Genomic DNA, 12282 nt, shown 5'->3' on the forward strand with positions numbered 1-12282 from the left:
CACACGCTGGGTGGTGCCCGGGCGATAACACGATCTGACAGCATGGCGGCATGCGGGTGGTTATTGCGGACGATGCGGTGCTTTTGCGCGAGGGCCTGATCCGGCTCGTCGAGGAGAACGGCCACACAGTGGTGGCGGCCGTCGGCGACGGGCCATCCCTCGTCTCCGCGGTCGTCGAGCACCGGCCGGACGTCTCCATCGTGGACGTGCGGATGCCGCCGTCGCACACCGACGAGGGGCTCCGCGCCGCCGTCGAGGCCCGCGCCAAGGTGCCGGGCAGCCCGATCCTGGTGCTCTCCCAATACGTCGAGGTGTCGTACGCCGACGATCTCCTGGCCGACCGCCGCGGGGCGGTCGGCTATCTGCTCAAGGACCGGGTCGCGCTGGTCGCCGACTTCCTCGACGGGCTGACCCGGGTGGCCGAGGGCGGCACCGTGCTCGATCCCGAGGTGGTCGGCCAGCTTCTGGTGCGCCGCCGGCGTGACGACCCGCTGCGCAGCCTCACCCCGCGCGAGGGCGAGGTGCTGGGTCTGATGGCCGAGGGCATGTCGAACACCGCGATCGCCCGCAAGATGGTGGTCACCGAGGGCGCGGTGGAGAAGCACGTCCGCAACATCTTCACGAAACTCGGCCTGCACCAGGACGAGGAGCAGCACCGGCGGGTGCTGGCGGTGCTCGCCTACCTGCAGGGGTAGGGCTAGCCCTACCCCGGAACGGGGTGGTCGCCATATCGATCGGCCACTTCGGACTCCATAGCGTCTTCACCATGGAGAACAGGGAAAACGTCAAGGGGATCGCGGCACGTGTCGCGATGTGGAGCGCCCGCCATCGGACGCTCGCGATCCTGGCCTGGGTCGCATTCGTCGTGGGCACCGTCGTGCTGAGCGCACAGGTGGAGACGACACAGGCCAACTACGCGCTCGCCGGGCACGGGGACTCCGGCCGGGCGGATCGGATCATCGACGAGGCCGGGTTCCCGGAGCGGCCGGCCGGCGAGATGGTGCTGATCCAGAACCGGGCCGGCAGCGACCGGGTGACCGCTGCGGAGGAGGTCACCCGGACGCTGAAGACGGTCACCGACGTCACGGACGTGCAGGCGCCGATCGAGGCGCCGGACGGCCGGTCCTCGCTGATCACCTTCAGCATCGCCGGTGACCCGGAGACGGCGAGCGAGCGGGTCACGCCGGCGCTGGACGCGGTGACCCGGGTGCAGAACGCCCATCCGGACCTCTACATCGCCCAGGCCGGTGACGCGAGCGGCGACAAGCTGATCGGCGACGAGCTGGAGTCCGGCCTCACCCGGCTGTCCATGCTCTCCATCCCGGTCACGCTCGGCATCCTGCTCATCGCGTTCGGCGCGGTGGTGGCCGCGCTGCTGCCGGTGGCGCTGGCGATCATGTCGGTGCTCGCCGCGATCGGCCTCATGGCGGCGGCCAGCCGGTTCGCGCCGGTGGTCGACGAGACCACCCACGTGATGCTGCTGATCGGCCTGGCCGTCGGCGTCGACTACTGCCTCTTCTACATCCGCCGGGAACGGGACGAGCGGCGCAAGGGCGCCGACCCGCACCGGGCTCTGATGATCGCGGCGCAGACGTCGGGACGGTCGATCTGGGTCTCCGGGCTCACCGTCATCGTCGCCATGGCCGGCATGTTCTTCACCCAGGACGTCACGTTCGTCAGCTTCGCGACCGGCACCATCCTGGTGGTGGCGACCGCGGTGCTCGGCTCGCTGACCGTGCTGCCGGCTCTGCTCTCGGCGCTGGGCGACCGGGTGGACGCCATCAAGATTCCCGGGTTGTACCGCCGGAACAGCGAGGGCCGGGTGTGGAACGCCCTGCTCCGGGTCGTGCTCGCCAAGCCGTTGATCTCCGCGGTGGTCGCGGTCGGCGCGCTCGCCGCCCTCGCCGCGCCCGCTCTCGATCTGGAGACCAAGGGGCAGCGGATCCAGGACGTGTCGCCGGACGCGCCGGTGATCCAGGCGTTCGTCGCGATCGGCGACGCGTTTCCCAGCAAGACCACTCCGGCCCGGATCGTCGTCCGGGGCGACGCTGAGGGCGCCCGGTTCGAGCAGGCGCTGACCGACTTCCGGGCCGCCACCGCGGGCAGCGGCGGCAAGCTGGTCGAGCCGATCGACGTCGAGGTCAACCCGGGCGGGAACGTGGCGATCGTGTCGGTCGGCCTGGCCGGCAAGGAGGAGAGCCCGGAAGTGATCAGCGCGGTGAACCTGCTGCGCGACCGGGTGGTGCCGGACACCTTCGGGCAGATCCCCGGCGCGACCGCCCTGGTCACCGGCAACGCCGCGGGCAGCATCGACTACAACGAGCGCCTGGCCGAGAGCCTGCCCTGGGTCTTCACCTTCGTGCTCGGACTGGCGTTCCTGCTGCTGCTGGTGTCGTTCCGCTCGGTCGTCGTGGCGATCACCGGTGTGGTGCTCAACCTGCTCTCCGTCGCGGCCGCGTACGGCATGCTGGTCTACGTCTTCCAGTACGGCCACTTCGAGAAGCAGCTGGACTTCGTCTCCGGCGGGGCGATCACCAACTGGATGCCGCTCTTCCTCTTCGTCATCCTGTTCGGGCTCTCGATGGACTACCACGTCTTCGTGGTGAGCCGGATCCGTGAGGGCCATGACCGGGGCCTGCCGATCCGCGAGGCGGTCCGGGAGGGCATCGGCAGCACCGCCGGCGTGATCACCAGCGCGGCCGTGGTGATGGTCGCGGTGTTCGGGCTCTTCGCCACGCTGCCGCTGATCGCCACCAAGGAGCTCGGCGTGGGCCTGGCTGCGGCCGTGCTGCTCGACGCCACGATCATCCGGGCGGTCCTGCTGCCGGCCGTGATGACGCTGCTCGGACGGGCGAACTGGTGGCTGCCGCGCGGGCTGCGCTGGCTGCCGGAGATCGCGCACGAGCCGCCGGCCCGGCCCGCCGCCGAGCCCACCGAACGGGAGCTGACCCCGGTGAGCTGACCGGGTCAGCCGAGCAAGGGAGCGAGGGCGCCGCCGAGCCAGGCGGCGCCCACGCCCGCGCTCACGCTGAGCAGCGGATATCCCAGGGCGGCGCCGATCGCCCCGCGCCGGGCCAGCGCCAGCGTCTCCCAGCTGAACGTCGAATAGGTGGTCAGGGCCCCGCAGAACCCGGTGCCGAGCAGCGCGACCAGCCCGGGGGAGAGCCGCAGGCCGAGCAGGAGGCCGAGCAGCAACGAGCCGGCCACGTTGACCGCGAGGGTGCCCCACGGGAAGCCGGGGCCGTACCGCGCCTGGAAGAACCGGTCGGTCAGCAGGCGCAGCGGCGCCCCGACGGCCGCGCCGAGGACCACCAGCAGCGCGGTCATCGGCGGAACACCGAGGCCGCCACGCTGCCGGCCCAGGCCGCGAGCAGGGCGCCGGCCACGGTGGCCGCCAGATAGCCGGGGCCGTCCCGGAGGATCTCGACGCTCGCGGTGGAGAAGGTCGTGTACCCGCCCAGCACCCCGGTGCCGAGGAACAACCGCGGCAGCCGACGCTCGACGAGTGTGTAGAGCACGCCGATCAGGAAACAGCCGGAGACGTTGATCAGCCAGGTCGCCCGCGACGTGCCCGGCCAGGCCAGCACGACGCCGTACCGCGCCAGGGCGCCGAGGGCGCCACCGACCGCGACCGCCAGCAGGGCGGACCGGTCCACGTCGAGACACGTCACCGCCAGCACGTTAGCTCACCGGAGGCCGGGCGGCCGGGGGGACGTGGCGGCGTCCACCCCGGCCGGTTCCGGGCGCTCACGTACGACGGAGCGTATCGGTCCACTGTAGGGGACGATCTTGATGAGTGGGCACCCGGCCCGAGTGTCAAGCCAGCGCGCAACAATCGTCGTCACTGCTGGTCGCGACGCGGATACCGGACATCTCGACGCCGGTGGCGCGCTCATACAGCACCGGTGACCACGAGTCACCGGTGCCGGTGCCGGCGAGCCGGCAGTCGCGGATCACGGCGTCGGTGTAGGCGAGCACGCTCACCACGCCGTCGATCTCGCTGCGCCCCCAGCCGGCTACGCGGACCGCATAGAGCGGGCCGGACCAGCGCACGCACACGTCGCTGATCTCGATGCGGGCGCCGACGTCCTCGGACGAGGAGACGAACCGGTCGGTGTTGTCGCCGGGGAGCAGCCGGAAGCCCATCTCCACGTCGCGCAGGCAGGCGCCGGTGACGCGGACGTCATGGATCGAGCTGAGGTAGAAGCCCTCGACGGCGTCGCGGACACGCAGGCCGGTGACGGTGAGCCGGTTCGGGTGGTACGTCGCGCCGCTGATCGACGCGACGTCGGCTCCCGCGGCGCCCCAGTGCACGGCCAGGCCGGTGTAGCCACCGGTGACCGTGAGGTCCGCCAGGTGCACCGCGCGGACAGCGCCCATCACGCCGATGCCGTTGGCGGTGCGCAACTCCCCGTGGTCCACGTGCACCCGCCGCACGTCGATGCCCTCGATCCAGGTGGGCTCCGCCGGGTACAGGTAGTCGCCCAGAGTGATGCCGGTGCCCCGGTCACCGCCGTGCTCGCCCGGGTCCGAGGCCGCCGGGCGCAGCCCCAGATCACTGATCGACACGTCGGAGCCGACCACGTGCAGCACCGGATGGCCGGTGCGCGCCTCCGCGACCAGCCAGGTGTCGGCCGCTGACACGCCGCGCACGGTCCACCCACCCGGCACTCGCAGGCCGTCCGCCAGCGGGTGCCGGCCGGGCGGCAGTTCCAGCTTGCCGGGCGGCCGGCTGTCGAGCAGGTCCTGCAGCATCCGGTGGTTCGCCACCGGGTCGGTCCCGAGCGCCGGGCGGTGGGTCATAGCTGGTCGGCCCTCTCGGTGGCGAGCGGGGCGGTCCCCGGCGCCGGGATGGTGGCGGACGGCGCGGGCACCGCGAGCGGCGTGAGCCGCCAGGAGAGCGTGGGCTGCGGCCGCACCGAGCCGAGCAGCACCGGCCCGGTGGCCGGCCCGGCCGGCCGGATCTCGGCGTGGCCGTCCCGGCGGGTCACCTTCAGCGCCACCGGTTCACCGGTGAGCAGGTCGGCCGCGACCACCTCGTCGAGTTCGCCGGGCCGGTGCGGCACCGCGCGCAGGGCCACCCGGCGGGCCGCCCGGGACAGCTTGAAGACGGCCCGGGCCGGCTTGCGCCGGGTGATCCGGTTCCGCGGCGAGATGGGCAGTGGAGGCGCGACCGGCACGGTGCCGGTCGTCAGCCGGAACGCGCTCGTGGCGCCCGGCTGCAGGACCGCGAAGTCACAACCGGAGAACCCGGCGGGGCCTTCCGTCACGGCGGGTGCCGGCTGCTCCCGTACCCCGATGGTGTTGAACCGCAGGCCGATCGCGGAGCGGGCGCTGAGCCGCCCGGCCGCCCACGACGGATGCCCCATCTCGCCGATCTCGACGATCAGCAGACCGTCGCCGTCCAACTCCTCTGCCGTCAGGTCGAAGGAGATGGTGGCCTCGGCGCTCGCCGCGCCGCGCCAGCCCTGCCGCCGGGCCAGCACGGCGGCGCCCCGGATCCTGCCCTGGGCGCGGAGACCGACCAGGCGGGGCAGTTCCGGCGCGAGCCGGGAGGGCCGCACCCGGTCGGCCCACCAGCGGGTGGCGACCTCGTCCAGGCCGATCGAGACGCTGACCCGGACCGGGTGGCCGGTGCTTCGCACCTTGACCGCCACCGCGCCGAAGTCGCCGGTGACCCGGCCCACGATGCCCTGGCCGCGGACCACCTGGTCGAGGATGGTCACCGACGGGTCGAAGCCGCGGGTCAGGTTCAGCGGCAGGGCGGCCGGCGAGTGCGGCTCGTCGAACTCGGTGCGGAACCAGGAACCGACGCTCATGACAGGTCGGTCCGGGTCAGCAGCGGCTCGCGCCGGGTCCACATCCGCTCGACCGTGCTGAACAGCGGGTCGGCGTCGCTCTCGATGTGCCGGAACGTGGCCCGCATGGTCTTGAGCAGGGTGTTCGTCGGCCACACCTCCCACTGCGGCACCTGCGGGGTGACCACGTCGGAGCCGCTGCGATAGAGCCACAGCCAGAGCCGGGCGCGCCGGACCTGCTCCTCGGTGACCAGCGTGGCGCCGTCGCGCAGGGCCTGGATGCTCTCGTCGAGCGTCTTGAAATACCCGTCCTGCGAGTCCACCACCGTGGAGAGACCGCATGAGCTCCACTCGGACCAGCCGGCCTGGATCACCGGAATGCCGTACGCGGGCAACTCGTTGCTGACGCTGCCGCGCACCGTGACACCCAGGTCGGTGAGGCTCCAGAGGGCATTCTTGCTGATCGCGGCGCTGGGCCGGAAGATCAGATGCTTGTCCTTGCGGTGCTTGCGGGAAAGCTCGTCGAAGAAGCCGGTCGAGTCGTACAGCGCCTGGCTGGGGTGGTCGAGGAAGAGCCACTGGGCGTCGTCGCGGGCGGCGGCCCAGGCGGCGGTCTCGGTGAACCAGTCGGCCAGCGACGGGAACAGCTCCCGGTTGGTGCCGAGCGCGTCCGAGACGGCGTGGTTGAAGACCGCCACGATCGGCCGGTCCGGGTCCAGGCCGAACCGGGCCGCCGTGTGTGAGCGCAGCACCGCCCGCTCGGCCGGGTTGCTCAGGTCCACCGACGCCGACGTGCCACCGCGCCACCAGCTGGGCCGGCCCAGGTTCACTTTGGCCCGCCAGGCGATCAGCTCGGTCACCCGGTGCAGTTCCGCGCGCCGCGACCACACCTGGGTCTCGAACATCTCGCCGATCTGCCGGGTCAGCTCCTCCCGGAACGTCCCGGCGCCGCTGTCGTGCTCAGGGAACAGCGCGTACGCCTTGAGGCACCCGGTCTGCTGGGTGTGCACGACCGGCACCGAGCTGCGCCGGGCCACGTCCACCGCGAGGCCCCACTGGTCGTAGTCGACGTGGCTGGTGACCAGCGCGACCACGTTCTGCTGGAACTGCTCCTCGTAGAAGGCGGCGAGGGCGTTGCCGTACCGCACCCGGTCGGCCGGCGGGTTCGCCCGCAGCCGGGGCAGTTTCGCCAGGCGGGCGTCGGTGGCCGCGATGTTCTGCGACACGTCGAACGACGGCTTCGCGTCCGAGCGGCGCACGATGTCCCAGACGTCGATGGTCTCGGTGGCGGCGTACGCGGCCGCCAGCTCACGGACCACCGCGACGTCGAAGTCCTTCCACAGGGTCTGGTGCCAGGCCTCCTCCACGCCGGTGAAGACCACCATGCGGGCCGGGTGGATCATCCGAATCGCGTTGGCCACCGCCAGGTTGCGCAGGGTGACCCGCAGGTCCTGGTGGAAGGCCTCGACCAGGATGACCGCGTCGTCGTCGGCCGGCGGGAGGTTCTTCTGCCAGAAGACCTCGGCAGCGTTGAGGAAGTGCTTCCACTCCTGCTTGTTCGCTTGCAGGTGCACGTCAGATCAGATCCCAGGTCAGTGGAGTGCCCTTGGCGGCGTCGGTACGGAACACCCGGCCCAGCACGGTGCCGATCTGGTCCGGTTGCAGGCCGCCGGTCGGCCGGATGGAACGGACGTTGTGCTCGGTCACCGGCTCGCCGGCGACGACGTCGGTGACGACATAGAGCGAGCGCCGGAAGCGCAGGCTCTCCTGCTCCGCCTCGGTCGGGCCGATGCGGGTGGTTCCCAGCGACTGCCAGGCCCGCTCCGACTCGACCACGAGCGCGGCCAGCTCGGCGGGCTCCAGCGAGAACGCCGAGTCCACGCCGCCGTCGGTGCGGTCCAGCGTGACGTGCTTCTCGATCAGGACGGCCCCGAGGGCGACCGCGGCGATCGGAACGCCGATGCCGAGCGTGTGGTCGCTGAGACCGATCGGCAGCCGCAGCGCCTCGGCCAGCACCGGGATGCGCCGCAGGTTGGTCTGCTCCGGCGGTGCCGGGTACGACGCGGTGCAGCTCAGCACGGTGATGTCGGTGGCGCCGGCGCCCTGGGCGGCCTGGACCGCGGCGGTGATCTCGTGCAGCGTCGCCATACCGGTCGAGATGATGAGCGGCTTGCCGGTCGAGGCGCAGAGGCGGATCAGCGGCAGGTCGGTGATCTCCGACGAGGCGATCTTGTACATCGGCGCGTCCAGCTTTTCCAGCAGCTCGACCGCGGTCCGGTCGAACGGGCTGGAGAACGGGGTGATGCCCCGCTCGCGTGCCCGGTCGAAGATCGGGCCGTGCCAGTCCCACGGCGTGTGCGCCCGCTCGAAGAGCTGGTAGAGGTAGTCACCGCCCCAGAGGTCGTGCCCGGAGGAGATCTGGAAGCGCGGGTGCTTGACGTCCACGGTCATGGTGTCCGCGGTGTACGTCTGGATCTTGATGGCGTCCGCGCCGGCGTCGGCGGCGGCATCCACCAGTTGCAGCGCCCGGTCGAGGGAACCGTTGTGGTTACCCGACATCTCCGCGACGATGTACGGCTTGGTTTGGCTCATTTCGCTCTCTCTGTCGCTTTCCGCTCGGTCCAGACGACCATCTTCGGAACTCCGTCGACCAGCCGTTCATATCTGCGCGTCTCCCGGAAACCGAAGCGCCGGTGCAGCGCGAGCACCTGCTCGTTGTCGGCCAGCGTCTCGCCGCCGAGGGTCTCGAGGCCGAGCGTGCCGAACGCGTACTCCACGGCTTCCTTCTCCAGCCGCATCCAGGCCGGCAGCAGCCGCGGGCCGAGCCCCTCGACGTCCAGGTAGAACGACCAGGTGCCGCCGTTGAAGATCACCACCCCGGCCGGCCGGCCGTCGTCCTCGTAGATCAGGACGTGGCCGCTGCGTGCCGCCCACCAGGCGGCGTGCTCGGCGGGCTGTATCTCATGGGTGGTGAGGCTGACCGCGCGTACAGCTGGATGGTTGCGCCAGCTCAGCACCATGTCGCGGTCGGAATCGGAGGCGGGTCGAAGCACGCCCGTCAACGTATGGAGGTGGTTTGGACCCGTTGTTGCGGTGAGGGGAGGTCCGGGGAAACCACAGGTGTCCGTTCGGTGGACCGGCGCCTGATCCCGGCCACCCGGTAACCGGTCCGCATCGCGGCGTACACCGCGTAACTGTTCGCGGCGACCAGCCGGTGCTTGAGCCCCGGCGTGCCGGCCGGCGGCAGGTAGCCCGCCGGACGGTGCCGCCGGTACAGCCCGGCGATCCCGCGGAAGTACGCCCGGCGGCGGCTCGGGTGCACGCGGCCATCGTTGCCGGCGACCACCAGCAGGTGGCTGATCATCAAGGTGAACATCCGGACCCGCAGCGCCGGGTCCACGCCGGCCCGATCCATCCACTGGTGCAGGCGGTCGTACTGCTCGAACGCCTCGAAGTGCCGGTCGCTGCGGGTGGCGGTGATCGCGCCGAACCGGCCGACCCGGTAGTGGTAGCAGACCCGGTTCAGCACCTCGACGCGGTCGGCGGCGAGCAGCACCGGGTTGCTGAACGGCACGTCCTCGTACCATCCGGGCGGAAACCGCAGGTCGTGCTTGGTCAAAAAGTCGCGGCGCATGACCCGGTTCCACGCGGTGTGCTGCACGCCGAGCAGGCGCTCCAGCGTCGGTGGGCCGGACAGCAGCGGTGAGCTGGCGTCCCGTTGCACCCGGCCGTTCTCGTGCACCCGCAGGTGGTCGATGAGCAGCACGTCCGGCTCGGCGTCCCGGAGCCGCTCCAGCACGGCCCGGACCGAACCGGCCGGCAGCCAGTCGTCGCTGTCGACGAACCAGACATAGCGGCCACGGGCCTCGGCCAGGCCGGCGTTGCGGGCCAGGCCGAGCCCCACGTTGCTGGACAGGTGCAGCACCCGGACGTCACCGTGGCGTGCGGCGTACCCGTCCAGCATGGCGCCGCAGGCGTCCGGCGAGGCGTCGTCGACCGCGATGACCTCGACCTGCGCGTTCTCCTCAGCGGTGAGCCCGGCGCGGATCGACTCCAGACACTGGTAGAGGTAGCCCTCGACCGCGTAGACCGGCACTACGACGGTCAGCAGAACATCCATCAGGCCACCGTCGGCCCCTTGTGTGAATGGCGGGGGAACCCGAGCTGTCTGGGATCTACCTCACAGTCAATTCGCCGGGAACAGCAGGTGCTGCATCGCCTCCGGGGTCAGCGGCTCGGCGAAGTAGTAGCCCTGGCCGAGCTCGCAGTTGCCGTCCGCCAGCTCACTGAGCTGCCCGGCGTCCTCGATCCCCTCGGCGATCGTGGACAGCTGGAGCGCCTGCCCCAGCTGGATGATGCCGAGGGTGAGCGCGGTGGCGGCCGGCATGTCGCCGACGTCGTCCACGAACGACTTGTCGATTTTGATGATGTCCACCGGAAACCGGCGCAGGTACGCCAGTGACGAGTACCCGGTGCCGAAGTCGTCGATCGCCAGGCGTACGCCCAGCTCCTTGATGGCCTCCAGGCGCCGCAACGTCTCCGGGCGATGATCGACGATCAGCGACTCGGTGAGCTCGATGACCAGGCAGTGGGCCGGTAGACCGCTCTCGGCCAGCGCGGAACGCACCACGTCCGGCAGGTCGGCGCGTTCCAGCTGGACCGCGGAGAGGTTGACGCTGACCGTCAGCGGCTGTTCACCTTCCCGGCGGGCGTTCCATCCGGCCGCCTGCCGGCAGGCCTCCCGCAGCACCCATTCGCCGATCGGCACGATCATGCCGGTCTCCTCGGCGAGCGGGATGAAGTCGAGCGGCGGGATCATCCCGCGCTCCGGGTGCTGCCAGCGGATCAGCGCCTCCAGGCCGGTGATCTCCCCGGTGCGCAGCCGCACGATCGGCTGGAAGCGCAGCTGGAACTCGTGGCGCAGCACCGCGCGCCGCAGGTCGGCCTCCATCTCCAGGTGCCGCTGGAAGGACTCGCGCATCTCCGGCTCGAAGACCGCGTATTGATCCTTGCCCTGTTTCTTGGCCTCGAACATCGCCAGGTCTGCGCGGACCAGCAGCTCCTGGGCGTCCTGTTCGCCGTCCCCGCCGTAGGCGACCCCGACGCTGCAGGTCACGAACGTCTCCCGGCCGTCGAGGTCGAACGGCTCCCGCATCGCCGCCACGATCCGGCGGGCCACCGGGATGACCGCCTCCACGCCCGCGATGTCCGGCAGCAGCACGGCGAATTCGTCGCCGCCGAGGCGCGCGGCGGTGTCGTCGGTGCGCAGGCACTCCCGGAGCCGCTCGGCCACCGCGACCAGCAGCTGGTCGCCCGCGGTGTGCCCGAGCGCGTCGTTGATCACCTTGAATCGGTCGAGGTCGACCAGGAGGGCGGCCACCCCGCCAGACCGGCTCGCGGTGAGGGCGTTCTCGGTGCGGGTCACGAACAACGACCGGCTGGCCAGTCCGGTGAGGCCGTCGTGGAACGCCTGGTTCATCTCGCGCAGCGTCCGCGCGTCGGTGATGGCGAGGCTGACGTGCTCGGCGAAGGCCAGCAGCATTTCCCGCGACGGCTTGTCCCACTCCCGCGGCTCGGCGCAGACACCGACGAACATGGCGCCGACAACGACGCCGTCCTCGTGCACCGGCACCGCCATCACGCTCTTGAGCTCACCGCGCGCCACCTCCGGGACGGCGATCGGCGAGCCGGCGTAGTCCTCGACGGCCACCAGTTCGTTCCCCATGATCGCGAGGCCGGAGGCGCCGAGGCCGGCGATCGGCACCCGCTGCAACCGGGCCACGCCCTCGTCCGGGATGCCCCGGCCCGCGACCAGGCTCGCCCGGCTCGGGTCCTCGGCGTCCAGCACGAGCAGGCCGGTCAGCGCGACGTCCATCAGCTCGGCGGCGCCGGCCGTGATCACGTCGAGGATCCGCCGCAGCGGCTCCCGCCGGGCGATCGCCCGTTGCACCGTGCTGAGCTCGTCGAAGAGGCGCTGGCGGCGCTGCAAGGAGTCGATCAGCCGGTTGTTCTCGGCGGCCTGGCTCCGCTCGGCCTCGATCAGGTGCAGCGCCTGCAGGCTCAGCTCCAGCACCCGGGCCATGCCCCGGAGCAGGCAGACCTCCTCGACGCTGAACGCTCCCTCGCGCCGGCCCACGGCCAGCATCCCGGAGGGCGTTCCCCCGAGCGGGGCCGAGGCCATCGCGTACGGATGCCCGTCGACCTCCAGGCCGGCGCGGCGGCCGGCGGCGATCTCGGAGAGCGCGTATGCCGGGATCTGGTCGGCGGGCAGCCCGGCGGCCGCCATCACGCCGCCGTCGACCATCAGCACCGCGAGGTCGGCGCCGAGCGCGCGCCCGGCGCACTCGACAGCGGCGCGCTGCGCGGCAGCTTCGTCGGACAGGTCGGCGACGACGGCGAGGAACTCCGTCAGTTGCTGGGTGGCGGGCACGTGGTTGCAGTCGGCGGGCTTCCGGGTCAACTGAGGAAAATGCCAACCTGGTCA

At 71.4% G+C, this 12282-nt stretch carries 11 protein-coding genes; 2 read left to right on the forward strand and 9 right to left on the reverse strand.

All coding sequences use genetic code 11. The features are described 5' to 3' along the window. Positions 1-50: 50 nt before the first annotated feature. Both AC0NH5_RS23770 and AC0NH5_RS23775 read left to right on the forward strand, forming a co-directional pair. Positions 51-695, forward strand: a complete 645-nt coding sequence (locus tag AC0NH5_RS23770; RefSeq protein ID WP_474407547.1) for a LuxR C-terminal-related transcriptional regulator — start codon at positions 51-53, stop codon at positions 693-695. A 71-nt stretch (positions 696-766) separates the two neighbouring features. After that, positions 767-2962, forward strand: a complete 2196-nt coding sequence (locus tag AC0NH5_RS23775) for an MMPL family transporter (RefSeq protein ID WP_474407549.1) — start codon at positions 767-769, stop codon at positions 2960-2962. Positions 2963-2967: 5 nt separating this feature from the next. On the opposite strand, the gene AC0NH5_RS23780 is transcribed toward AC0NH5_RS23775, so the two are convergent. The 9 genes from AC0NH5_RS23780 to AC0NH5_RS23820 all read right to left on the reverse strand — a co-directional run bounded on the left by AC0NH5_RS23780 (position 2968) and on the right by AC0NH5_RS23820 (position 12258). Beyond that, positions 2968-3327 (reverse strand): fluoride efflux transporter FluC, encoded by a 360-nt coding sequence (locus tag AC0NH5_RS23780; RefSeq protein WP_474407551.1) that lies wholly within the window; start codon positions 3325-3327, stop codon positions 2968-2970. Beyond that, complete coding sequence (locus AC0NH5_RS23785) at positions 3324-3671, reverse strand: fluoride efflux transporter FluC (RefSeq protein WP_474407554.1); 348 nt, start codon at positions 3669-3671, stop codon at positions 3324-3326. Before AC0NH5_RS23785 ends, AC0NH5_RS23780 begins: the two co-directional genes overlap by 4 nt. A 145-nt stretch (positions 3672-3816) precedes the next feature. After that, on the reverse strand, positions 3817-4803 hold the full coding sequence (locus AC0NH5_RS23790) for a hypothetical protein (protein WP_474407556.1): 987 nt from the start codon (positions 4801-4803) through the stop codon (positions 3817-3819). Then, a complete protein-coding gene (locus AC0NH5_RS23795) occupies positions 4800-5819 on the reverse strand; it encodes a hypothetical protein (RefSeq protein WP_474407558.1) in 1020 nt (339 codons plus the stop codon). Before AC0NH5_RS23795 ends, AC0NH5_RS23790 begins: the two co-directional genes overlap by 4 nt. Then, positions 5816-7372, reverse strand: coding sequence for a hypothetical protein (locus AC0NH5_RS23800; RefSeq protein WP_474407559.1), 1557 nt, complete (start codon positions 7370-7372; stop codon positions 5816-5818). The genes AC0NH5_RS23795 and AC0NH5_RS23800 overlap by 4 nt, the downstream gene beginning before the upstream one ends. 1 nt (position 7373) lies before the next feature. Continuing rightward, complete coding sequence (gene pseI / locus AC0NH5_RS23805; protein WP_474407561.1) at positions 7374-8390, reverse strand: pseudaminic acid synthase; 1017 nt, start codon at positions 8388-8390, stop codon at positions 7374-7376. Beyond that, positions 8387-8860 (reverse strand): GNAT family N-acetyltransferase, encoded by a 474-nt coding sequence (locus tag AC0NH5_RS23810; protein WP_474407563.1) that lies wholly within the window; start codon positions 8858-8860, stop codon positions 8387-8389. The genes pseI and AC0NH5_RS23810 overlap by 4 nt, the downstream gene beginning before the upstream one ends. Continuing rightward, positions 8857-9918 carry a glycosyltransferase gene (locus AC0NH5_RS23815; RefSeq protein WP_474407565.1) on the reverse strand — a complete coding sequence of 354 codons (1062 nt, stop codon included), beginning with the start codon at positions 9916-9918 and terminating at the stop codon, positions 8857-8859. The genes AC0NH5_RS23810 and AC0NH5_RS23815 overlap by 4 nt, the downstream gene beginning before the upstream one ends. Before the next feature lie 66 nt (positions 9919-9984). After that, positions 9985-12258 carry a putative bifunctional diguanylate cyclase/phosphodiesterase gene (locus tag AC0NH5_RS23820; RefSeq protein WP_474407568.1) on the reverse strand — a complete coding sequence of 758 codons (2274 nt, stop codon included), beginning with the start codon at positions 12256-12258 and terminating at the stop codon, positions 9985-9987. Between the last annotated feature and the right edge of the window lie 24 nt (positions 12259-12282).

The organism is Actinoplanes sp. 13 (assembly GCF_056134165.1).

Excerpts from the sequence above, each read along its gene's own strand:
- AC0NH5_RS23770 (WP_474407547.1), top strand. The coding sequence starts at position 51 with ATGCGGGTGGTTATTGCGGACGATGCGGTGCTTTTGCGCGAGGGCCTG.
- AC0NH5_RS23775 (WP_474407549.1), top strand. The coding sequence starts at position 767 with ATGGAGAACAGGGAAAACGTCAAGGGGATCGCGGCACGTGTCGCGATG.
- AC0NH5_RS23780 (WP_474407551.1), bottom strand. The coding sequence starts at position 3,327 with ATGACCGCGCTGCTGGTGGTCCTCGGCGCGGCCGTCGGGGCGCCGCTG.
- AC0NH5_RS23790 (WP_474407556.1), bottom strand. The coding sequence starts at position 4,803 with ATGACCCACCGCCCGGCGCTCGGGACCGACCCGGTGGCGAACCACCGG.
- AC0NH5_RS23795 (WP_474407558.1), bottom strand. The coding sequence starts at position 5,819 with ATGAGCGTCGGTTCCTGGTTCCGCACCGAGTTCGACGAGCCGCACTCG.
- pseI (WP_474407561.1), bottom strand. The coding sequence starts at position 8,390 with ATGAGCCAAACCAAGCCGTACATCGTCGCGGAGATGTCGGGTAACCAC.
- AC0NH5_RS23815 (WP_474407565.1), bottom strand. The coding sequence starts at position 9,918 with ATGGATGTTCTGCTGACCGTCGTAGTGCCGGTCTACGCGGTCGAGGGC.